This is a genomic window from Rhodococcus sp. NPDC060176, assembly GCF_042728675.1.
Taxonomy (GTDB): Bacteria; Actinomycetota; Actinomycetes; order Mycobacteriales; family Mycobacteriaceae; genus Rhodococcus_F.
Genome location: NZ_JBHWYS010000001.1, coordinates 1195480 through 1216297, shown reverse-complemented (window position 1 = coordinate 1216297; position 20818 = coordinate 1195480). Strand labels below are relative to the sequence as shown.

Genomic DNA, 20818 nt, shown 5'->3' with positions numbered 1-20818 from the left:
CAATCGGTTCATCCAACTCTTCCCAGTTCGTGATCCATCACCTATATTGAATCCGGCCTCAAGTTCAATTCGTTTCGCCGAAGGGGAGAGATGACCAACCGCCAAGTACGCCTCGCCGCCCGCCCGACAGGACTTCCCGACGCTTCCACCTGGGAATACGTCGATGCCGAGATCCCGTCCGCCGGACCGGGCGAGTTTGTCGTCAAGGTCGAGTATCTCTCCCTCGACCCCGCGATGCGCGGCTGGCTCAACGACGTCAAGTCCTACGTTCCCCCGGTCAAGCTCGGTTCCGTCATGCGCGCCCACGGCGTCGGACGCATCACCGAATCCCAACACCCCGATTACCAGGTCGGTGACATCGTCGCCGGATCGTTCGGCGCTTCCGAATACGGCGTTTCCGACGGCACCGATGTCACGCGGGTCGACGAATCGATCGCTCCCCTACCGACCTGGCTCGGCGCTCTCGGATTCCCCGGCGTCACCGCGTATTTCGGACTGCTCGACGTCGGAAAGCTGAAGGATGGTGACACCGTCGTAGTATCCGGCGCGGCAGGCGCCGTCGGCAGCCTCGTCGGCCAGATCGCAAAGATCCACGGCTGCAAGGTCATCGGCATCGCCGGTGGTCCGGAGAAGTGCGCGTGGCTCACCGAAGACCTCGGCTTCGATGTCGCCATCGACTACAAGAACGAATCCGTCTACAAGGCACTCAAGTCCAATGCACCCGACGGGATCGACGTGTACTTCGACAACGTCGGCGGTGAGATTCTCGACGCAGCACTGTCCCGCCTGCGCCTCGGTGCTCGGGTCGTCATCTGTGGCGCAATTGCAGGTTACAACGCCACCGAGCCTCAGCCCGGCCCCGCGCACTATCTGTCACTTCTCGTCAACCGGGCCACGATGGCCGGCTTCGTGGTCTTCGACTACCTCGATCGCTATGCAGAAGCGCAGGAGCAGATCGGAAAGTGGATCAAGAGTGGCGAATTGACGGCTCGCGAGCATGTCGTCGACGGGGGCATCGACGCATTCGGCGACAGCCTCAATCTTCTCTTTGCCGGTGCGAACACCGGAAAGCTGGTCCTGAAGGTCAGCTGAGTCAGACACACATGCAGATCGGCCACCGGTGTTCCGGTGGCCGATTCGCGTGCGTCAACCAACGCCCGACGGGGTGGGAACGCTGTCCTCACCCAACCGCGGCGGGGCCGACCGATAGGTTGCCGGAGTGCCGCTCAACCGAATCGGATTGGCTACCTGCCGAGTCGGTGCATCGCGACGCGGATCGTCGATGGTCACCACCGGATCGAGATCCAGCCGCTCCGCCAGTGCAATCGCGTCGGCGATGTCGTTGAGGGGCCCGCACGGAACTCCGCGCTCGGTCAGTGCCTCGAACCACGAGTCTGCAGTGCCCTTGGCCAACGCAGCAGTGACGGCGTCGAACAACTCTTCTCGATGCGCGACCCGATCCCGATTCGAGATGAACCGTACATCCGCGGCAAGTTCGGGAACTCCGAGAACCTCTACCAACGAACCGAATTGGCGATCGTTGCCGACAGCGAGAACCAGCGGGCGGTCGGCGGTCTCGAACACCTCGTAGGGCGCGATGCTCGGATGCCGATTGCCCATGGCTGCCGGCACCACACCCGCGGCCACGTAGCCGGACGACTGGTTGGCCAGCGCGGACAGCAACGAGGACAACAGGTTGACCTCGACGTGCTGCCCTTCGCCCGTTCGATCGCGGTGGCGCAGCGCTGCAAGGATTCCCACGCTGGCATGCAAGCCGGTGATGACGTCGACCACCGCGACACCGACCTTGGTGGGCGTCTTGGAATCGGGACCCGTGATACTCATCAATCCGCCGACCGCCTGAATCAACAGGTCGTACCCAGGCAGAGAATTGTTGCCACCGAAGCCGCTGATCGAGCAGTAGACCGCACGCGGATTCATTTCTCGGACAGCGTCGTAGCCCAGACCCAGACGGTCCATCGTTCCCGGCAGGAAGTTCTGCACCACTACGTCTGCACTGCGAACCAGCTCGCGTGCACTCTCGAGATCCGCGTTCTCGCGCAAGTCCAGGGTGACCGACTTCTTGTTGCGGTTCACCGACAGGAAGTAACTCGACTCGTCACCGACCCACGGCGGACCCCAGCTGCGAGTATCGTCGCCGACACCCGGCCGCTCGATCTTGACGACCTCCGCGCCGAGATCGGCAAGAATCATCGTGGCGTACGGACCGGCGAGGACGCGGCCGAAATCCGCGATCACCAACCCGTCGAGCGCTCCGACAGCGTCTACCGTCACCGGAACGCTTCTTCACCGGTGAGAGCGCGACCGATCACCAGCTGGTGAACCTCGGAGGTCCCCTCGTAGGTGAGAACGGATTCGAGGTTGTTGGCGTGTCGAATCACGGGGTATTCGAGCGTGATGCCGTTGGCGCCCAGAATGGTTCGGCATTCACGTGCGATCTTGATGGCTTCGCGGACGTTGTTGAGCTTGCCGGTGCTGACCTGCTCGGGACGGACCGTTCCGGCGTCCTTGAGACGGCCGAGGTGGATGGCGAGCAATTGCCCCTTGCCCAATTCGACTGCCATGTCGGCAATCTTGGCCTGGGTGATCTGGTACGCGGCGAGCGACTTGTCGAAGACCTTGCGGTCACGCGCGTACGAGATCGCGGTCTCGAGGCAGTCACGTGCTGCACCCATCGCGCCGAAGATGATGCCGAAGCGTGCCTCGTTGAGGCAGCCGAGCGGGCCGGACAGTCCGCGAGCCTTGGGCAGCATCGCCGAGGCAGGCAGACGCACGTCTTCGAGCACCAGCTCCGAGGTGACCGATGCTCGCAGCGACATCTTGTTCTTGATCTCGGGGGCGGAGAAGCCCGGAGTGTCGGTGGGAACGACAAATCCGCGGATGCCGTCGTCGGTGCGCGCCCAGACCACGGCGACGTCCGCGATGGAGCCGTTGGTAATCCACATCTTGGTGCCGTTGAGGATCCAGTCGTCGCCGTCGCGCTTGGCGTTGGTTCGCATGCCGCCGGGGTTGGATCCGAAATCGGGTTCCGTGAGACCGAAGCAACCGATGGCTTCACCGGCCGCCATCCGCGGGAGCCACTCTTCCTTCTGCTCTTCACTTCCGTTGTGGTGGATCGCGAACATGGCGAGCGAACCCTGGACTGATACGAGGCTGCGAATACCCGAATCGACAGCTTCGAGTTCCTGGCAGGCTAACCCGTACGCCGTCGCGCTCATCCCGGCACAGCCGTAGCCCTCGAGGTGCATGCCCAGTACGCCGAGCGCGCCCAGCTCCTTGGCCAGCTCACGAGCCGGCAGTGCTGCCGCTTCGAACCATTCGCCTACGTGCGGGCGAATGCGATCGTCGACCATCTTGCGGACCGTGCCGCGGATCGCGATCTCCTCGGCGTCCAGCAGGGTGTCGATGGCAAAAAGCTCGGACAGGGACTGCGGCGTGGTCACGGGGCCTCCAGTGTTCTCGGGCGCAATCCTTTGCGAGAACGATTGCGCAATCGTTTGCATCGCCTAGAGTAGAGCCCGGTTGCGCACCCGTCAATCCCCGAACTGCCGACCGACACCGAATCAACTCAGGACCGACGCACACCAGGAGCCACGACGCAGATGACGCCCGATCCGTCGAACCGCAGCAACGGCCGTCCGCCGACGTTGCGCGAAATCGCCGACCAGGCCGGGGTCCACATCTCGACGGCGTCGCGGGTCCTCCGTCAGCCCGAGCCCGCCGACGGCTGGTCCGACTCCGCACTCCGAGTTCGTCAGGTTGCCGAGGAACTCGGTTACCAACCGAATCTGTGGGCAGCCAGCCTTCGTACCCGCAAGACCACCACCATCGGCGTCGTGATGCCGAGACTGACAGACGTTGTAGTGGCCACCATGTTCCAAGGCATCGAGGAAGCCGCCACCGCAGCCGGGTACTCCGTCTTGCTCTCCAGCCCGCCCGACGATCTGGAAGCGCAACGCAAAGCGGTCGAGTTCCTGGTGAGCCGACAGGTCGACGGTCTCATGCTGAGCAGCATTCACCTGCCGGGTACCGATTTCGTCGACTCGCTCCCCCTGCGCTCACTGCCGATCCTGCTGCTGAACCGGCACATCGACTCGGCGACGTCATCCGTCAACCGAAGCCTTCCCTTTGTCAGCGGCGACGACCGCCTCGGCGGCTACCTCGCGGGGAAGCATCTACTGGACTGCGGCTATCGCGATCTCGGAGTGATCGCGGGGCCGGATCACGCCAGCACGTCGCGGGAACGCGTCGCGGGTTTCCGCGATGCCCTGGCCGAAGCCGGTCTGGAACTGCCGCCGAACCGAATAGTGGCCTCCGAGTTCGAAGTTCAAGGGGGTGTCGATGCGGCTGCCACACTGCTCAGTGGGAACACGCGCCCTGACGCCGTCTTCACGGTGAGCGACACCATCGCGATCGGCGTACTCGGTGTGGCCCGTGATCTCGGGTTGAGCATTCCCGACGATCTTGCGTTGGTCGGCTACAACGACATTCCGGTTGTCTCCCAACTCCCGGTGCCCCTGACGACGGTCAGGTCCCCCGCTCGAAAGATCGGTGCGACCGGGCTCGAGCGCCTACTGGCACTGATCTCCGGCAAGAGCGTCGAATCCGTGAAGCTTCCCGTCGAACTGATCGCGCGAGCCTCCACCAGAAAGCCTGCCAGTCGCAAACTCTGAGCAGCTACCAGACCTGAGATTCGTCGATGCCCAACTGTCGCGCGTAACCGGAGTTGAGTGCGTCCCAGCCGTACTCGCGCGCCCGTTCACCCACGATCGGTCCGAAGGGCTCGCCTGCCAGAAGGGCATCGAGTACGTCGAAGCACAGATGCCACCCCGCAGCGAGCGCCGACGCCATCCCCTCGGCGCGCGACCTCTGCGTCAGCACGACGCGGGTGCCGCCTTCGATCGGGGTCAGGTCCCACACCAATTCGTCCGGGCCCCACTCGTGTTCGAGCCGCCGAGTGGTCTCCACGACGTGAACGGTGACCGGCAGCGACATTTCGGGGGCGCCGTCCTCGGTGAGCATGGTGATCACCGCATCACCGGTACGGCTCAGATTCCGATCGGCGGTGTACGGCGTCCATTGCGCCAACATCTCCGGGTCGGTGATCGCCTCCCACACCTTCTCGACGGAATACGGCAGCACCCGAGGAAAGCTGACGACTGTGTCGTCACCGTCGACGCTCACCGTGACGTCGGACAGGGCACTGGGCTGATACGGCTGGGCACTCATGGTTCGATCTCACCAGGAACCACCGACACAGGCAACCGCCCGCTCGGCGTTCAGAACGCAAACACCGCCGATGCGGCCGCGATTGTCTCCTCCACCACCGGAAATTTCACCACGGACAAGTCGTGTCGAGCTCCTTCGAACTCCACCAGACGCGTCGCGGCGGGAATCAAGGCGAGTGCTGCCCGCATCTCCTCCGTTGTCGCGAACTCGTCCTTCGAACCGTGGACGACAACGGTCGGTGTGTTCAGTTCGGGCAGGTGTTCGGTTCTGAGCTTCTCGGGCTTCTTCGGTGGATGCAGTGGATAGGAGAGAAGGACCAGGCCGTCGACAAGTCCCGGGTTCTCCGCCGCAAGCATCGACGCCTGCCGACCGCCGTACGAATGTCCGCCGAGCAGAACGGGTCCGGGCACCGAGTAGTCCTTGCGAACAGCAGCAATCACCTCGGCAATGCCCGCGCGATCCTCCGCAGCACGCGACGGATGCGGAGGCCCCGAAGCTCGACGCACCCGAAACGCGAGATCGAAGCGCAGAACTTGCACTCCTGCCGCAGCAAAGCCGTCGGCAACAGCACGCAACAGCACGGTGTCGCAGTTACTTCCTGCGCCGTGAGTCAGTGCAAGCGTGGCGACGGGCGACGCGAAGGACACAGAAGCAGGTCGATGAAGGAAACCGTGCACCGCACCTTCGTCGACCGTTTCGACAGTAGTCATGGACGCATCCTTGTCCGACCCGCTCGGGCCTGTTCGACCGCGGCAGTCATGCTGCCCTCGTAAACCGGACCGTGTCCGGGAAACAGCACGCCGGCAGGTGCAGCGGCGATATTGTCCAACGCCTGGTCGGTCGCTTCACGGTCATGATTGAAGGGGCACACCAGAAATTGTGGTCCGGCGACGCTCGACGTCGCGTGTCCGGTCACCAGAGCGTCACCCGACGCGATCACTCCTGCGTCGGGAACAAGGTAAGCGCTGTGGCCGTCGGTATGCCCATGAGTGGGAATCGGCACGATCCGACCGGGAACGTCCAGCGCACCACCGGACGCAAAGGACTGTGCCCGAGGCAGTTCCGCACCTTTCAACGCGCCGACTCCGATCACGTCGCGAAGCCATTTCGGAGCACCTCGCCGCCACAACAGCAACGGAACTCCGGCCGGCGACAACTGTTGCAGATACTCCCGCTTCGCATGAGGCACTTCCAACGGATCCATCAGGACCGGAACCTCGAGCCGAGTCACGATGTCCGCGATCCCACCGATGTGATCGATGTGCGCGTGAGTGACGAGAATTGCCCGAACATCCCCGAGCTGGTGACCGATCTGTTCGATCGAGCGTTCGACGTCGGTGCCGTTGGCCGGATATCCGCCGTCGATCAAGGTCAGATCGGACCCCTCTTCGACCAGGACCCAATTGGCGTGACCGCACCGAACCAGATGTGTGTTCTCGATCTGCGTGATCGACAGTGCCGCAGTAGTCATGCTTGGTAGTCTGCGCCACGTGTCGGAATCCGTGAAGCAGGCCAGCAGCCGCAGCATTCGAGATCGCGCCGAAGCATCCTTGGTGGCAGCCGCATTCGCACTGCCCAGCGCGGTGAAACGTCGAATCACCGGACCACCCGTCGTCATCGAGGGCAACACGCTCGACGCCGACGCACACCTTCTGCTCACGCTCGCGAAGACGCGGCCACTCCCCTCGCATTCAACCGATCCCCAGTCACTCGCCGCTGCTCGCGCCAATCTCACCCGAACCGCGATCATGATGGGCGGCAGGCCCACGCCCGTCCACACCGAGGAGATCTCCGTTTCGGGTGCCGACGGCCCGCTTCGCGCCCGGCTCTACGTCCCGACAGCCGACACCGGCGCTCTGCTCGTCTATTTCCACGGCGGCGGGTGGGTACAGGGCAGCATCGAATCCCACGATGCCCCGTGCCGCCTGTTGGCCGAAACCTCCGGCGCACGGGTCATCTCGGTCGACTACCGGCTCTCACCCGAATTCGCTTTCCCCACACCGGTACACGATGCCTATGCCGCCTACCTCGATATCGTCGACCGCGCCGACGAGTTCTGCGCAGACCCGACGCGCATCGCTGTCGGGGGCGACAGCGCGGGCGGGCATCTTTCCGCAACGGTCGCGCTGCGTGCCCGCGACGACGGCAAGACCCCACCGGCGGCGCAGCTGTTGATCTACCCCGCGACCGACTTTCACGAGAAGGCCCCCTCGCGAACGACGTTCGGTGAAGGTTTCTTCCTGACCGAGGCCAACATGAACTTCTACGAGTCCAGCTTCCTCGGCAGCAATGCCGATCGACTCGATCCGATGGTGTCGCCGCTACGCGCCCCCGACGCGACCGGACTGCCGCCGGCCATCGTGATCACGGCGGGATTCGATCCACTCCGGGACGAAGGCGAAGCCTACGCAGCTCGATTGCGCGACAACGGTGTTCACGTGACCGATCGACGCTATCGCGGGTTCATCCACGGCTTCGTCAACGTTCTGGGACCGAGCGCGGGTTCGCGCACCGCCGTCGCCGAGATCGGCGGAATGCTCCGCGTTCTACTCACCCACCCAGCAAAATCTCCCGCAACGTATCCACCAGCGGATCAACCGGCAGCTCAGGGCTGATCGCACGCTGTAGCCCCAAACCGATTCCGACGCTGAGTATGCGCAGTGCCGCGGCGTTCGGGTCCAGTGCCGGCGTCACGCCGTTGGACTCGGCAAGATGTTGCACCACTCCGGCAATCAATCCGCGCACCTGATCGGCACCCGTCGCGATCTTTTCGCGGATCTCTTCGCTGTGCCGCGATCGCACCGAGAACTCGACTTCGAGCAACGTCCATCTCTTGTCCCCGATGGTTCGCTCGGCCCATCGCGCGAACTCGGCCACCGCGTCGTCGAGCGTCGAATTGGCTCCGAGCTGTGAGGTGATCTCGCCGACCTTGGTCAACCTGATTCGGCCGAGCACCTCGGCGCACAACTCGTCCTTGTTCTTGAAGTTCGAGTACACCGCACCTTTGGAATAACCGGCATCCTCGGCGATCTGATCGAGCGACGCGGCGGCGTACCCGCGATCGAGGAAATGTTCGACGGCCGTCGCCAACAAGGTCTCGCGGGTCATCGCCTGCGCTTCCTGCCTGGTCAATCGCGCCATCGGAACCTCCTCGCGGTTCTGAGTATCGAGATTCCAACGGTAGCCGAATACCGGAAGCGCACCGCAGGCGCACTCCCGAAACCCAAATTTGGGGTACCCGCGTTATTCAGATACTGATAGTCTCCGAAGTATGACTTCAGAAGTGACCGGCACCACCGCGCCCGGGTCCGGACGACACAGCGCGCCTAGACGGGGATTGGCAATCGGATGCGGCGGCACCCTCGGCTTCGCCTGGACCGTTGCTGCCCTCGCCTCGGTTCGGGACGCCCTCGACTGGGATCCCCGCGAAGCCACCGCCATCATCGGCACGTCCGCCGGAGCCGAGTTCGTGACAATGCTCGGCAGCGGAGTCGGCGTCGACGAGTTGGTAGCCATGCAACTCGGAGAGCCCGCCGCACGTCCCGAACTCCTCGCCCACACAGCATCGGCGCCCGGAAGAATCCCGCCACTTCCGAGTTTGGGGATCGGCAATCCACGACTGGTGACGCGTCGAGATCTTCCCGTTCTGAGCCGGATGAGCGGTATCGCACCGCGTGGTGGCGGCGACCCGTCCTGGCTCACCACGCTCGCCGAATCTCTTGCCCCTGGCGATTCGTGGCTCCCACATCCGTGCGCGTACATGGTATCCATGGACTACAGAACCGGGCGACGGGTCGCGTTCGGGGCACAGGGGGCTCCGAAAGCGACAGTCGGTGAAGCGCTTCGAGCGTCTTGGGCGATTCCCGGCTGGTTCCCACCTGTCACCATCGACGGCGTCAGGTACATCGACGGCGGCGCGGCGTCCACGGCATCGGTAGACCTCCTGCTCCCCCTCGAACTCGACGAGCTGGTTGTACTGGCGCCCATGGCATCTCGAACACTGAAGCCGGCGCGCGGCGCCGCCCGTATCGAACGCGGCGCCCTGCGGAACTCCATGTCCAAGGGCCTCGACCGGGAAATCGAACTGGTCCGCGCTGCGGGAACCAGGGTCTTGCGCATAGACGCCACCGACGACGATCTCGCCGTCATGGGCGCCAACTTCATGGACGGCCGACGGCGGCTCGCCACCTTCGAATCATCCCTACGTACAACACGTGCGAGCGTGAAACGCGAACTCGATGCGCGCCCGTTCCACTCCACCCCGTCCCACCAGTGAAAGCGCAGACTCAGTGAACAACAGAACTGACCACTTCGAGGTCGTGATCATCGGTGGCGGGATCTCCGGGATCGGTGCCGCAATTCACCTGCAGCGCCTCGGGATCGACAATTTTGTCCTGCTCGAGAAAGCTGACTCCCTCGGCGGCACCTGGCGCGCCAACACCTATCCCGGTTGTGCCTGCGACGTTCCGTCCGGCCTGTACTCGTATTCCTTTGCCGCCAATCCGGATTGGACCCGACTGTTCGCGGAGCAGCCGGAGATCCGCGAGTACATCGAGGACACGGCCGTCCGCCACGGCGTCGACAAGCACGTTCGCTTCGGGGTCGAAATGCTCTCCGCACAGTGGGACGCATCGCAATCACTCTGGAAGATCACAACTTCCAGCGGTGAACTCACTGCTCGTTTCGTGATAGCCGCCGCCGGCCCGTGGAACGAACCCTTGACGCCGGCGATCCCCGGGCTGGAAACGTTCGAGGGCGAGGTGTTTCATTCCTCGCAGTGGAATCACGACTACGACTTGACCGGAAAGCGCGTCGCCGTCGTAGGTACCGGCGCTTCCGCAGTCCAATTCGTGCCGCGCATCGTCTCCGACGTGTCCGCCCTTCACCTTTACCAACGCACCGCTCAATGGGTCCTTCCCAAACCCGATCACTACGTACCGCGGATCGAAAGGTCCGTCATGCGATTCGTACCGGGAGCGCACAAGGCTCTACGCAGCATCGAATACGGAATCATGGAAGCGCTTGGATTGGGGTTCCGCAATCCGTGGATCCTGCGTATCGTGCAGAAACTCGGGTCGGCCCAATTGCGCTTGCAGGTGCGCGATCCGAAGCTACGCAAGGCGCTGACTCCCGACTACACCCTCGGTTGCAAGCGACTACTCATGTCGAACTCGTACTACCCGGCCCTCGGCAGACCCAACGTGACCGTCCATGCCAACGCAGTCGAAGAGATCCACGGCAACACCGTGATCGGAGCCGACGGAGTGGAATCGGAAGTGGACGCGATCATCTTCGGAACGGGCTTCCACATCCTCGACATGCCCATTGCATCAAAGGTATTCGACGGAGAAGGTCGATCACTCGACGATCATTGGCAGGGAAGCCCGCGGGCGTACTTCGGTTCCGCCGTCAGCGGATTCCCCAACGCGTTCATTCTGCTGGGCCCGAGCCTCGGCACCGGACACACGTCGGCCTTCATGATTCTGGAAGCCCAACTGAACTATGTGGCACAGGCGATCGGCCACGCTCGTCGGCACGGCTGGAAAACCATCGACGTGCGCCCGGAAGTACAGGCAGCCTTCAACTCTCAAGTTCAGGAGGCATTGGGTACCACGGTCTACAACGCCGGTGGTTGCGAAAGCTATTTCTTCGACGTCAACGGCCGCAACAGCTTCAACTGGCCGTGGTCGTCAGGAGCCATGCGTCGACGGCTACGGGCCTTCGATCCATATGCCTACAACCACACGCTCTCCGACAACCCTGCGTCAGACGACACCCCCGCTGAGCCCACCACCACCCCCGAACCGGAGTACACCACATGAGCCTTTTCGGCACCACCTACCCGCCGATCGATCTCGACGGAGCAGTCGTCGTCATCTCCGGAGGTGGCCGCGGAATCGGCCGGGCCACAGCGGAGTTGTTCGCAGCTCGCGGCGCACTCGTCTGCGTCGGCGACCTCGACGAGGAGACGGCCGTCGACACCGCCGCATCCATCGGCGCACGGGCCCGCGGGTACGCTCTGGACGTCACCTCACGCGAATCCTGGGATGTGTTCGTCTCCACAGTGATCGGCGAATTCGGTCACATCGACATTCTGGTCAACAATGCGGGCGTGATGCCGCTCGGCAGCTTCCTCGACGAGTCCGACGCCACCAGTCGAGTAACCCTCGACGTCAATGTCTGGGGCCCGATTCACGGGATGCGCACCGTGCTGCCCGGCATGGTGGATCGGCGACGCGGCCACGTCGTCAACATCGCATCCATGGCAGGCAAGCTACCGGTGCCAGGAATGGCCGTGTACAACGCAAGCAAGTTCGGTGCGGTGGGCCTTTCCGCCTCTGCTCGTGTCGAATTCGCAGATTCCGGCGTCAGCGTCAGCGCCATCCTGCCCAGCGCGGTGCGCACCGGGCTCTCCTCCGGTGTGCCACTCGGAAAGGGCATGCCGACGGTTGAACCCGAGGTCGTGGCCAAAGCTGTCGTCGACACGGTCGCGCACCGGCGAGCCGAAACTACTGTTCCGCGTTACCTTGCGGGCTGGGACCTCATCGACGCTGTAGTACCCGAATGGATGATCAACATCGGACGCCGGGTGATCGACGATCGCCGCGCGCTGACATCGGTAGATCCGAACGGGCGTGCGGATTACGAAAAGCGAGTGGCACGTCAGGCCGAAAACGAGGAGCACGATCGGAGATGAAGCGGGTAGTTTCGTGGCCATGTACATCCGCCGCGAAACTTCTTCCGACCGTGACGCAATCTATTCACTGCTCGGGGCGGCGTTTGCCGACCAAGCGCCGCCCGGCGAGTCTCCCTACGAGATCGAACTGACACGTCAGCTCTTCGCCTCGAACGACTACTTACCGAAGTTGTCCCTTGTCGCCGTCGCCGGTGATGAGATCGTTGGTTTCGTGATCGGAACACGCGGATGGGTCGGTCCCGTTGAGGCGGTTGGCCTCGGCCCGTTGGCAGTCACACCGGACAACCAACGCAGCGGCGTCGGTTCGGCGCTGATGCACGCGGTGATCGGTGCGTCCGACGCTCTGGACGTGCCACTGCTCGCCCTCCTGGGCAGCACCGAGTACTACCCGCAGTTCGGGTTCGTCACCAGCACGGACGCCGGGATCGATTCTCCGGAAGCCGAGTGGGGCGAGCACTTTCAGACCAGGACCCTCACCACGCACCGCCCCGATCAGACGGGGAAGTTTTCATACGCAGCGCCTTTCGGGGTCGCTTGACCCTCAGCGCGATGTAAGAGTTCTTTGACATCCAGCGCACGTAGACCTACGCTCAGGCATGTCAAAGAACTCTTACACCTGGGAGGCTTCATGAGCACCACGGCACGGTGGAGCCTGATCATCGGTATCGGCGTCGCAGCAACGCTAGCCTTCAGCTTTTTTGCAGCATCGACCGCCGATGATCGGAAGACGTTGGCCTTCATCGTCTTCGCAATCGTCATGGCACCGGCTTGTATCGGGTCGGCGTGGGCCCTTTTTCCATCGGAGAACGACAAGGCCCCCGCCTACCCCGAGGACACCGTCGAAACAGAATGGAGTCGCAAGGCCGGCTTCGGCGCGTTCACCGACTTGATCACTGCCATGGGGATCGCACTGATCGCGCACAATGTCTTCGGCGCTCCCGAACTGCCGCTCGTAATGTTTACAGCCCTCGGGCTGGCCGACTTCGGAATCCGGTACTGGGCAGTGTCGAGGGACCGCACCCCCACTATCGAGATCTGATGCGCAACAACCTTCAAGAACTCCGGACGGCAGCCGGATTGTCACAGCAAGCGTGCGCCGACGCGCTCGGCATCACACGCCAGACCGTGATCTCTATCGAGAAGGGTCACTTCGACCCACGCCTGTCACTGGCGTTCCGAATCGCCGAATACTTCGACAAACGCGTCGACGACATCTTCTCGGATTGACGGAAGATCAGTCGAGCTGCGGTTTCAGTCGAACAGAGTTGGCGATCCGTTTTCGTCGTTCCCGTCTTCGACGGCCGTTGCCTTCTTGCCCGAGCCCTTGCGGACGACGGTCAGTGTCGTCGTTCGACGCGACAACCTGTGCCCGTCACTGTGTTCGAGCAGCGCCATGCCCTGGCGAACTTCGACTACCGTCCACGGACCCGCATGGCCGGCTGCCTGCACGAGGTCACCGGACTCCACCTCAGTTGCCATGACCACTCCTTGTTCGTCGTGTCCTGCACGTTCTCCCTCCTATTATCGACGCGGTCGCCTGGTAGTCGACGCGCAGGGTACCTACGCTGCAGCGGCAACCTTGACCGCGTGGCCGACTTCGGCTCGGAATGCCGCATATTCGGGTGAGCCGCGGAGCTCGTCGGGATCGACGCCTGTTCGTGGCAGATCGATTTTCAGATCGAGCGCGACCTTGCCCGGCCTGCTTGTCAGGACCACGACCCTGGAGCCGAGAAACGCTGCCTCGTCGGCGCTGTGAGTGACGAAGACACTCGTTCGCCCGGACTCGGCGCTGACGTTGCGGAGGTCCTCCTGCAGACGCTCGCGGGTGAGGGCGTCCAGCGCGGCAAAGGGCTCGTCCAACAGAAGCAACGACGTTTCGGCTGCCAAGGCCCGGGCAATTGCCACCCGCTGCTGCTGCCCGCCGGAGATCTCCCAGATTCGCCGGTCCGCAGTGCCGCCCAGCCCGACGCGGTCGAGGAGTTCGTCGCATCTTTGCCCGCGGTCGCTCTTCGCAACGCCGGCGTATTTGAGTGCCAGATCGATATTGCCGCCGACGGACTTCCACGGGAAGAGCCGCGGCTGCTGAAACACCACTCCCGCACTCGACCCGGGGATCGGGTCGGATCCCGACACCTGAACCGTTCCGCTGGATGGGTTTTCGAATCCCGCAATCAACCGCAGCAAGGTGCTCTTGCCGCAACCCGACGCTCCGACGAGGACCAGAAACTCACCAGGTGCGACGTCGATCGATACCGGTCCGAGCGCCGTTACGGACTCTCGGCCGTGGCCGTATTTGTGTGAGACGGTGTCGATTCTGATCGCCCCCGGGCGGTCGGCTGCGAACCCTCCGACCGCCTGCTGTGCGGTCACGCTACTGGTCAAGGACATCGGGAAGCCCCTTCACATAGAGAGCATTCTGAAACACCGTCAGATCAGGCACACTGTCGATCTGCTTCTGCTCAGCCAGGAATTGTGCTGCACTCTGCAGGTTCACTGCCAAATTTCCGGGAGCGCCTTCGGTGCCCAGCCATTCCGGCGAGGAGATCTGCTCGGGAGTGAGGAACACACCCTGCTTCAGCTGCGCTGCCGCGTCTTCCTTGGAGGCGCCCAATTGCGCGGCAACAGCTTCCGCTGCCGCGTTCGGGTCAGTGGCGATCGTCGTGAGCGCGCGGGCCTGAACCTGCCGCCAGGTGTCGACGATCTCGGGGTGATCCTTCGCAAACGCGGTCGACACCACACCCAGGTCCAGCGTCGGCTTTCCCGCCGTCGCCAGCTCGCGGCTGGCGATCAACTGTGTTCCGTCCTTGCGGAGTTCGTCGAGCGTAGGCAGCCAAGTGTAGACGGCGTCGATGTCACCTCGCTGCCAGGCGGCGAGTGATGCTTGCGGCTGGAGATCCACCAACTGAACGTCATCTGCGCTGAGTCCGGCCTGGTTCAGAGCCGCCAGCAGACTGTAGTGAGCGGTCGACGCGAATGCCGTGGCCACTTTCTTGCCCCGCAGATCTGCCACGGTCTTGATTCCGGTTGCGTTGCGGGCCACCAGAGCTTCGTTGTCACCGGCCACATCGAGAACAAACGCAACCTGGTACGGAATGTTCAGCGGTGCCGAGAGTCCACGAGCAACCGGACTCGAACCGATTGCACCGAAGTCGATTTCACCGGCAATGAAGGCGGTGTTGATATCGGCTCCCGAATCGAACTTCGTCCACTTCACGTTGTACTCGGGCAGCGCGTCTTCGAGCCAACGGTTGTTCTTGACTATCAAATCGCCGCTCGGGAAGGACTGGTAGGCAATGCGAATCGTTTCCTTGGACGAATCCTGGCCGGAATGATCCACCGAGCACGCACCGAGAACCAGTGCGAGGACGCCGATCAGCACCGTGAACGCCGTCCGGGAAGCCCTTCCCTCGCTGTACTTCAGGTTGCTGCTGCGCGTCAGATTACTGCTGGCGCGATTCTGATTGTCACTCATACTTTTCCCCTCCAGGGAACGGCGCGGCGCTCTGCAGCCCGCAGCAGTCCGTCGATGATCAGGCCGGAGAATCCGATGGCGAAGATCCCCACCAGCACAACCGGTGTGTTGTTGTAATTGCTTGCATCCTTGACCATTCCGCCGATTCCAGGGATGCCGTTGAACAGTTCGGCTGCGACCACCGACGAGTAGGCCATACCCACCGACAGCCGAATTCCCGTGAATGTTTCCGGCAAGGCCGACGGGACGACCACGTCTCGGATCACTTGTGCCCGTGAAGCTCCCAACGCTCTGGCCGCTTCGACCAGCCCGACGGGCGCCGCGACGACAGCAGCTGTGGTGGCCACTGCTGCGGGCGGGAGAGCAGCGAGCGCCAGCAATGTAATCTTCGGCGCCTCGTCGATTCCCAGCCAGATCACCAGCAGGAAGAAGTACGCCAAGGGCGGCAGCGCGCGCAGGAACGTCAACCACGGTTCGAGCAGACTCCGCAGCCATGACACCGATCCCATGGCCAAGCCGAGGATGACGCCCAATCCGACGCCGATGATCACACCGACCAGCACGCGTCGAAGCGTCATGTAGAGGTGCTCCCAGAGCAAATACCCCTGGTAGCCCCGCACTCCGTCATGTGTGGTCATCGTGTTGACGAAGGCATGCCAGACCGTGCTCGGAAACGGTACGAAGGTCTCACTCCAGGTCCCGCTGGCTGCCGCGACCTGCCACAGCGCCAAGAATGCGATCACCGAGAGCACTGGCAGTCCTACGGTGGTCACACTCGAAGCCCACGGCCGGCGCGGCTCACGGTTCGATTCCGAAACCGGTGTTGGTTCTTTTGCTTCGACAGAAGTCGACATCGCTGTTCTTCCTCGACGTACGGAAATTCCGGCACATATGCAGCTACGAGTGCATATGCAAGGACGAAGGCGCACAGGGTGGCGCCATTCTCACTCAGGAGAGTCGGAAGGAATCAACAGCAACAGCAGTGAGCACCAAGACGGCACAGGTCGACGGCGATGCGTCGTGTCAGTGGCGTCGTGGGCATGGGGGTAATTAGTACCTGTGTCGTCAATTACCCGCAAATGCGGGGGAAATAGGCGTCAGCCTGCCAAGCGAACGGACAGCGAATACATCAGCGGCAGCTCGGGACGTCCGGCCGGGACTCCCCAGCGTTTGCCGCCGAGTTCGGTCATCTCCTCGAATCCTTGCCAGCCGTTGGCGTACGGGTATTCGTCGAAGGACTCGAGCAGCAATCCGGCCCGACGCAACGCGCCGAGTACCTCGGCAATAGACCAGTTGAATTCACATGAGGGAAGGGATTTTCGAAATTCGCGTTTCCAACTCCCGGAGCACCCGGCAAGACAAGATCGACTGAATCTGCCACGTAGTCGCCAACGCCACCGGGTTCGGTCACCGGGGTCCCGCCTCCGTACGGGTATGTCAGCGACCACTTCTCGTCAAAACACATGGCAAATGGATGAAACTCCACCAGAACGAATCGACCGTCAGGCGCCAGAACACCGGCAATCCCCTCTGCCCACTCGTCGAGATCGGGCAACCAGATCACAGTCCCGTACGAAGAAAAGACTCGGTCGAACTTTCTCCGGGCGGCGGCAGCTTCGCGGAGCCATCCAGATACTTCCGCTCGCTCGAACTCGGCAGCAATGCCGGATTCCTTGGACAAGGTCCGGCGAAGTCGATCGCGGAATCCGAGAGGACGACGCCGGTCACGTTGGCACCGAGGGCCGCCAAACTCCACGAATCCTGACCGGAATTGCATTGCAGATGAAGAATCGAGGAGCCGTCGATCTCGCCGAGCAGCGCCAGTTCTTCCGGAAACAGGGTCGACCCGCTGTTGCGAAAGAACTGTGCCTGGTCCCCTTCCACCTCTCGGCCCACAACAAGTCCGCCCGAGTCCACCACGACCTCGGTCACGTCGGCAATCGATTTACTCGGCCGGAAACCTATCCGAACGATCCTGGAACAGGTTACAGTTTTTCGACGGACCATCGAAGGAGAACCAGTGCGCTACGGACTCAGCCTGTTCACCAGTGATCGCGGCATTCGCCCCGCCGAGGCGGCAAAGGCCGCCGAGGCGAATGGATTCGACGCCTTCTACGTTCCGGAGCACACTCACATCCCGGTGTCGAGGGATTCCGATCACCCCGGAACCCAGTCCGCCGAATTACCCGACGACCGTTACATGCGCACACTCGACCCCTGGGTCGCCCTGGGTACCGCGGCGTCGGTCACGAGCACCATCCGGTTGGGTACGTCCGTCGCTCTCCCCCTCGAACACGATCCGATCACTCTCGCGAAAACCATCGCGTCGCTGGACCATCTTTCCGACGGCCGCGTGGTTTTCGGCGTCGGATTCGGCTGGAATGCAGAGGAACTCGCAGACCACGGCGTACCGCCGAACAAACGCCGGACCGCACTCCGCGAGTACCTCGAAGCCATGGGAGAACTGTGGTCGAAGGAAGAAGCCTCGTACGACGGCCAATTCGTGAAGTACGGGCCAAGTTGGGCCTGGCCCAAGCCTGTTCAGAAACCCCGTCCGCCCATCCTCCTGGGAGGTGGCGGCAACGAGAAGACTTTCAAGTGGATCGCCAAGTCCGCCGACGGCTGGATCACCACACCCATCGAGCAGGAGATCGACGGAAACGTAGAACTGCTTCGAAAGATCTGGGCCGAAGCAGGTAGGGTCGGCGAGCCTGAAATAACAGTCCTGGCAGGCAAACCCGACCCGGAGAAGCTCGCCCACTGGGCCGACATCGGTGTCACCGAAGCAATGTTCGGCACTCCGGACAAGAGCCCCGAAGAGGTTGTCGGATACATGGAACGTCTGGCAACCAAGCTCGGACGGTGAGGTCCGCCACAGCGCCTTGACCTCAACTGCACTCGAGGTTTTAACGTCGGTATTGCACAAGACAGTGCAACGACAGAAAAACCGAGGCAGAAGAGGGGCGAGGAGTGACCACAAAACTGGTTGGAACCCAATCTGTTTCGGGCCACCCCGTCGATTCGGAGCTGTCCATCCGAAGCTCCTTCGTCGAGGCGTTCCGGAACCATCCCGCCGGTGTCTCGATCATCACGGCAACGGGCGACGACGGCCCGGCCGGCATCACGTCGTCGTCGGTGATCTCGATCAGCGCCGATCCAGCAGTTCTGGCGTTCTCGCTGCAGTCGTTGCGAGGTTCTGCCAGAGTCATTGCTTGCGCCCGCAGTTTTGTTGTTCACCTGGCAAATTCGGCAAACGAGCGACTGGCTGCCACGTTCGCGACCCGCGGCGCCGTGCGCTTCGGGGACGACATGCCTTGGTCGTTTCTGCCGACCGGTGAACCGTTCCTGCATGGGACGGGCCATGCCCTGCGCGCAGTTCCCTTGAATGCCATAACGTGTGGCTCCGCAGTGATTGTCACCGCACGCGTAGTCGACGTCATCGATCCGCAGCAGGTTTCGGAGCCACTGGTCTATCACGATCGAACCTACAGAAACCTGTCCCCTCACAACATCTCCTCAAAGGAAGGCACGTCACATGACTGAATACGTTCTCCCCGAGCTGGATTACGACTACGCCGCTCTCGAGCCCCATATCTCCGGCGAGATCATGGAACTGCACCACAGCAAGCACCACGCCACCTACGTGGCGGGCGCCAACAGCGCAATCGAGCAGTTGGCCGCTGCCCGTGAAGACGGCACGATTACCGCGAAGGCACCGCTACTCAGCAAGAACCTCGCCTTTCACCTCGGCGGACACACCAATCACTCCATCTTCTGGAAGAACCTCTCCCCCAACGGCGGTGAGCGGCCGGAGGGCGAGTTGGCGGCTGCGATCGACGAGCACTTCGGCTCCTTCGACGCATTCGTCAACCACTTCTCCGCTGTAGCAACCACTTTGCAGGGATCCGGCTGGGCAGTACTGGCCTACGACACGATCGGGAAGCGACTGGTCATCGAGCAGCTCACCGATCAGCAAGGCAACATCAGCATCGGCATCGTTCCGCTGCTCATACTCGACATGTGGGAGCACGCGTTCTACCTGCAGTACAAGAACGTCAAGGCCGACTACGTGAAGGCCTACTGGAATGTCATCAACTGGGAAGACGTCGCACAGCGCTACGCAACGGCCACTGCCGCGACGGGCTTGATCGTCCCGGCTTGATTACTACCGATCAACCCAGCTCGGCACGGTGGCTCCGTTGCCGAGCTGGGTTTCTGCACCCCAGACGTCGATGTATGTGAAGGCAGGTAACATACACCCAGCGCGGTCGACTCGGCCGTAGCCGATTCGACTCCGAGGGGGACCAGTGCTGGATATCAGTGGCTTGATCGCGACGTGGCGTCCGACGCTGGACACCGCAGCGCGCAACGCGTGGGGACTCTCGTTCGGCGACGGCGTCGAGAAGGCCGAACGCACCCCGTCCGTGCTGATCAGCGAAGGTCCACACCGCGATCTATATCGCTTCGGTGCATTGTGGACACCGAAGGGCAACCCGGTTCTTCTCGTGCCGCCCCTCGCAGTTTCCGCCGATTGCTACGACCTTCGTCCAGGCCAGAGCCTCGCCGCCCACCTACTCGACGGCGGCAACACTCCCTATCTTCTCGACTACGGAACCATGCGGTACTCCGACCGCGGAATGGGATTCGAGGCCTGGGTCGACGACATCATCCCCGAAGCGATCCGCTCCATATCGGATCTGCATGACGGCGCTGCCGTTTCCGTGATCGGGTGGAGTCTCGGCGGAACCATGTCTCTACTCACGAGCTCCGCGCACTCCGACCTTCCGATCGCGTCGATCACCGCGATCGGCACACCGATCGACTACACGAAGATTCCCGCCATCAGCCCCTTGAGGCTGATCGGCAAATACACCGGTGACACGCCACTCACGTCCGCGACCAATCTCGTCGGCGGACTACCCGCTCCCCTCGTTCAGGCGAGCTACAAGGTGACGGCTTTGCAGCGTGAAGTCCTCAAGCCGTGGTTCATCGTGCGTAACCTCCACGACACCGAGACGCTGGCTCGCATGGAGTCGATCGACAAGTTCATGGCGGCAATGCCTGGATACCCCGGCAAGGCGTTTCAGCAGATCTGCGAACAACTCATGCTCGGCAACGGACTTTACAACGACGCCATCACACTTGCCGGACGTGAGATCAAACTGTCCGTACTGAAGGTCCCCGTTCTCGCGATCGGCGGCGCCACTGACGTGATCGCACCCATCGCTTCGGTAGAGGCGATCACCTCGGTCCTCACCGGAGCGCCGTCAGTTCGATTCGAAAAGGCACCGGGCAGTCACCTCGGTCTCGTTGCCGGTCCCACCGCGCGAGATTCCACCTGGACTTTCATCGACGAGTTCTTGAAAGAGAATGCACCGCAGCTGGTTTCGACCAGCTGA

At 62.6% G+C, this 20818-nt stretch carries 25 protein-coding genes; 13 read left to right on the top strand and 12 right to left on the bottom strand.

What is annotated here, in order from left to right; translation table 11 throughout:
* Positions 1-90 precede the first annotated feature (90 nt).
* Positions 91-1092, top strand: coding sequence for an NADP-dependent oxidoreductase (locus ACFWEM_RS05895; protein WP_095968655.1), 1002 nt, complete (start codon positions 91-93; stop codon positions 1090-1092).
* 54 nt (positions 1093-1146) lie between these two features.
* Here the strand turns inward: ACFWEM_RS05895 and ACFWEM_RS05890 are convergent, their stop codons facing one another.
* Both ACFWEM_RS05890 and ACFWEM_RS05885 read right to left on the bottom strand, forming a co-directional pair.
* The gene (locus ACFWEM_RS05890) at positions 1147-2295 is read right to left on the bottom strand and encodes a CaiB/BaiF CoA transferase family protein (RefSeq protein ID WP_378531935.1); all 1149 of its coding nucleotides are present in this window, start codon (positions 2293-2295) and stop codon (positions 1147-1149) included.
* Positions 2292-3464, bottom strand: coding sequence for an acyl-CoA dehydrogenase family protein (locus ACFWEM_RS05885; protein WP_378531933.1), 1173 nt, complete (start codon positions 3462-3464; stop codon positions 2292-2294). The genes ACFWEM_RS05890 and ACFWEM_RS05885 overlap by 4 nt, the downstream gene beginning before the upstream one ends.
* A 159-nt stretch (positions 3465-3623) precedes the next feature.
* Here ACFWEM_RS05885 and ACFWEM_RS05880 point away from each other — a divergent pair, with 159 nt between their 5' ends.
* The gene (locus ACFWEM_RS05880) at positions 3624-4694 is read left to right on the top strand and encodes a LacI family DNA-binding transcriptional regulator (protein WP_378531931.1); all 1071 of its coding nucleotides are present in this window, start codon (positions 3624-3626) and stop codon (positions 4692-4694) included.
* Positions 4695-4698: 4 nt separating this feature from the next.
* Here the strand turns inward: ACFWEM_RS05880 and ACFWEM_RS05875 are convergent, their stop codons facing one another.
* From ACFWEM_RS05875 to ACFWEM_RS05865, 3 genes are read right to left on the bottom strand one after another with little or no spacing between them, the layout of a single operon-like run.
* Positions 4699-5250, bottom strand: a complete 552-nt coding sequence (locus tag ACFWEM_RS05875) for an SRPBCC family protein (protein WP_003940599.1) — start codon at positions 5248-5250, stop codon at positions 4699-4701.
* A gap of 50 nt (positions 5251-5300) precedes the next feature.
* Complete coding sequence (locus tag ACFWEM_RS05870) at positions 5301-5960, bottom strand: alpha/beta fold hydrolase (protein ID WP_007733800.1); 660 nt, start codon at positions 5958-5960, stop codon at positions 5301-5303.
* On the bottom strand, positions 5957-6721 hold the full coding sequence (locus ACFWEM_RS05865; RefSeq protein WP_003940355.1) for an MBL fold metallo-hydrolase: 765 nt from the start codon (positions 6719-6721) through the stop codon (positions 5957-5959). The genes ACFWEM_RS05870 and ACFWEM_RS05865 overlap by 4 nt, the downstream gene beginning before the upstream one ends.
* Before the next feature lie 19 nt (positions 6722-6740).
* On the opposite strand from ACFWEM_RS05865, the gene ACFWEM_RS05860 reads away from it, so the two are divergent.
* Entirely contained in the window at positions 6741-7865 is a 1125-nt protein-coding gene (locus ACFWEM_RS05860) for an alpha/beta hydrolase (protein ID WP_228401292.1), read from the top strand.
* Here the strand turns inward: ACFWEM_RS05860 and ACFWEM_RS05855 are convergent.
* Complete coding sequence (locus ACFWEM_RS05855; RefSeq protein ID WP_030535226.1) at positions 7801-8391, bottom strand: TetR/AcrR family transcriptional regulator; 591 nt, start codon at positions 8389-8391, stop codon at positions 7801-7803. The two genes, ACFWEM_RS05860 and ACFWEM_RS05855, sit on opposite strands and share 65 nt — an antisense overlap.
* Before the next feature lie 130 nt (positions 8392-8521).
* Here ACFWEM_RS05855 and ACFWEM_RS05850 point away from each other — a divergent pair, with 130 nt between their 5' ends.
* The 6 genes from ACFWEM_RS05850 (at position 8522) to ACFWEM_RS05825 (ending at position 13174) form a co-directional block, all read left to right on the top strand.
* Entirely contained in the window at positions 8522-9526 is a 1005-nt protein-coding gene (locus ACFWEM_RS05850; protein WP_042451435.1) for a patatin-like phospholipase family protein, read from the top strand.
* Between the two features lie 13 nt (positions 9527-9539).
* Positions 9540-11072: an NAD(P)/FAD-dependent oxidoreductase gene (locus tag ACFWEM_RS05845; RefSeq protein WP_054187715.1), complete on the top strand. Its 1533-nt coding sequence runs from the start codon at positions 9540-9542 to the stop codon at positions 11070-11072.
* Positions 11069-11947: an SDR family oxidoreductase gene (locus ACFWEM_RS05840; protein ID WP_007733788.1), complete on the top strand. Its 879-nt coding sequence runs from the start codon at positions 11069-11071 to the stop codon at positions 11945-11947. Before ACFWEM_RS05845 ends, ACFWEM_RS05840 begins: the two co-directional genes overlap by 4 nt.
* Positions 11948-11966: 19 nt before the next feature.
* Entirely contained in the window at positions 11967-12485 is a 519-nt protein-coding gene (locus ACFWEM_RS05835; protein WP_378531927.1) for a GNAT family N-acetyltransferase, read from the top strand.
* 90 nt (positions 12486-12575) lie between these two features.
* Complete coding sequence (locus ACFWEM_RS05830; RefSeq protein ID WP_378531925.1) at positions 12576-12986, top strand: hypothetical protein; 411 nt, start codon at positions 12576-12578, stop codon at positions 12984-12986.
* Positions 12986-13174 (top strand): helix-turn-helix transcriptional regulator, encoded by a 189-nt coding sequence (locus tag ACFWEM_RS05825; RefSeq protein ID WP_378531923.1) that lies wholly within the window; start codon positions 12986-12988, stop codon positions 13172-13174. The genes ACFWEM_RS05830 and ACFWEM_RS05825 overlap by 1 nt, the downstream gene beginning before the upstream one ends.
* Positions 13175-13198: 24 nt before the next feature.
* Here the strand turns inward: ACFWEM_RS05825 and ACFWEM_RS05820 are convergent, their stop codons facing one another.
* The 6 genes from ACFWEM_RS05820 to ACFWEM_RS05795 all read right to left on the bottom strand — a co-directional run bounded on the left by ACFWEM_RS05820 (position 13199) and on the right by ACFWEM_RS05795 (position 17351).
* The gene (locus ACFWEM_RS05820) at positions 13199-13426 is read right to left on the bottom strand and encodes a hypothetical protein (protein WP_007733785.1); all 228 of its coding nucleotides are present in this window, start codon (positions 13424-13426) and stop codon (positions 13199-13201) included.
* 81 nt (positions 13427-13507) lie between these two features.
* Entirely contained in the window at positions 13508-14335 is an 828-nt protein-coding gene (locus tag ACFWEM_RS05815) for an ABC transporter ATP-binding protein (protein ID WP_378531921.1), read from the bottom strand.
* On the bottom strand, positions 14319-15419 hold the full coding sequence (locus tag ACFWEM_RS05810; RefSeq protein WP_378531919.1) for an aliphatic sulfonate ABC transporter substrate-binding protein: 1101 nt from the start codon (positions 15417-15419) through the stop codon (positions 14319-14321). Before ACFWEM_RS05810 ends, ACFWEM_RS05815 begins: the two co-directional genes overlap by 17 nt.
* Positions 15416-16273 carry an ABC transporter permease gene (locus ACFWEM_RS05805; protein WP_378531917.1) on the bottom strand — a complete coding sequence of 286 codons (858 nt, stop codon included), beginning with the start codon at positions 16271-16273 and terminating at the stop codon, positions 15416-15418. The genes ACFWEM_RS05810 and ACFWEM_RS05805 overlap by 4 nt, the downstream gene beginning before the upstream one ends.
* 243 nt (positions 16274-16516) lie before the next feature.
* Positions 16517-16684 (bottom strand): hypothetical protein, encoded by a 168-nt coding sequence (locus tag ACFWEM_RS05800; RefSeq protein WP_378531915.1) that lies wholly within the window; start codon positions 16682-16684, stop codon positions 16517-16519.
* 295 nt (positions 16685-16979) lie between these two features.
* On the bottom strand, positions 16980-17351 hold the full coding sequence (locus tag ACFWEM_RS05795; protein WP_378531913.1) for a hypothetical protein: 372 nt from the start codon (positions 17349-17351) through the stop codon (positions 16980-16982).
* A gap of 88 nt (positions 17352-17439) precedes the next feature.
* Between ACFWEM_RS05795 and ACFWEM_RS05790 the strand changes: the two genes are divergently transcribed.
* The 4 genes from ACFWEM_RS05790 to ACFWEM_RS05775 all read left to right on the top strand — a co-directional run bounded on the left by ACFWEM_RS05790 (position 17440) and on the right by ACFWEM_RS05775 (position 20818).
* Entirely contained in the window at positions 17440-18285 is an 846-nt protein-coding gene (locus tag ACFWEM_RS05790) for an LLM class F420-dependent oxidoreductase (protein ID WP_378531911.1), read from the top strand.
* Positions 18286-18389: 104 nt separating this feature from the next.
* Entirely contained in the window at positions 18390-18962 is a 573-nt protein-coding gene (locus tag ACFWEM_RS05785) for a flavin reductase family protein (RefSeq protein WP_378531909.1), read from the top strand.
* Positions 18955-19581 carry a superoxide dismutase gene (locus tag ACFWEM_RS05780; RefSeq protein ID WP_378531907.1) on the top strand — a complete coding sequence of 209 codons (627 nt, stop codon included), beginning with the start codon at positions 18955-18957 and terminating at the stop codon, positions 19579-19581. Before ACFWEM_RS05785 ends, ACFWEM_RS05780 begins: the two co-directional genes overlap by 8 nt.
* 145 nt (positions 19582-19726) lie before the next feature.
* A complete protein-coding gene (locus ACFWEM_RS05775) occupies positions 19727-20818 on the top strand; it encodes an alpha/beta fold hydrolase (RefSeq protein ID WP_378531905.1) in 1092 nt (363 codons plus the stop codon).

Coding starts and splice junctions, on each gene's coding strand:
- ACFWEM_RS05895 (WP_095968655.1), top strand. CDS start 91: ATGACCAACCGCCAAGTACGCCTCGCCGCCCGCCCGACAGGACTTCCC.
- ACFWEM_RS05880 (WP_378531931.1), top strand. CDS start 3,624: ATGACGCCCGATCCGTCGAACCGCAGCAACGGCCGTCCGCCGACGTTG.
- ACFWEM_RS05875 (WP_003940599.1), bottom strand. CDS start 5,250: ATGAGTGCCCAGCCGTATCAGCCCAGTGCCCTGTCCGACGTCACGGTG.
- ACFWEM_RS05870 (WP_007733800.1), bottom strand. CDS start 5,960: ATGACTACTGTCGAAACGGTCGACGAAGGTGCGGTGCACGGTTTCCTT.
- ACFWEM_RS05865 (WP_003940355.1), bottom strand. CDS start 6,721: ATGACTACTGCGGCACTGTCGATCACGCAGATCGAGAACACACATCTG.
- ACFWEM_RS05855 (WP_030535226.1), bottom strand. CDS start 8,391: ATGGCGCGATTGACCAGGCAGGAAGCGCAGGCGATGACCCGCGAGACC.
- ACFWEM_RS05850 (WP_042451435.1), top strand. CDS start 8,522: ATGACTTCAGAAGTGACCGGCACCACCGCGCCCGGGTCCGGACGACAC.
- ACFWEM_RS05840 (WP_007733788.1), top strand. CDS start 11,069: ATGAGCCTTTTCGGCACCACCTACCCGCCGATCGATCTCGACGGAGCA.
- ACFWEM_RS05835 (WP_378531927.1), top strand. CDS start 11,967: ATGTACATCCGCCGCGAAACTTCTTCCGACCGTGACGCAATCTATTCA.
- ACFWEM_RS05830 (WP_378531925.1), top strand. CDS start 12,576: ATGAGCACCACGGCACGGTGGAGCCTGATCATCGGTATCGGCGTCGCA.
- ACFWEM_RS05825 (WP_378531923.1), top strand. CDS start 12,986: ATGCGCAACAACCTTCAAGAACTCCGGACGGCAGCCGGATTGTCACAG.
- ACFWEM_RS05820 (WP_007733785.1), bottom strand. CDS start 13,426: ATGGCAACTGAGGTGGAGTCCGGTGACCTCGTGCAGGCAGCCGGCCAT.
- ACFWEM_RS05815 (WP_378531921.1), bottom strand. CDS start 14,335: ATGTCCTTGACCAGTAGCGTGACCGCACAGCAGGCGGTCGGAGGGTTC.
- ACFWEM_RS05810 (WP_378531919.1), bottom strand. CDS start 15,419: ATGAGTGACAATCAGAATCGCGCCAGCAGTAATCTGACGCGCAGCAGC.
- ACFWEM_RS05805 (WP_378531917.1), bottom strand. CDS start 16,273: ATGTCGACTTCTGTCGAAGCAAAAGAACCAACACCGGTTTCGGAATCG.
- ACFWEM_RS05780 (WP_378531907.1), top strand. CDS start 18,955: ATGACTGAATACGTTCTCCCCGAGCTGGATTACGACTACGCCGCTCTC.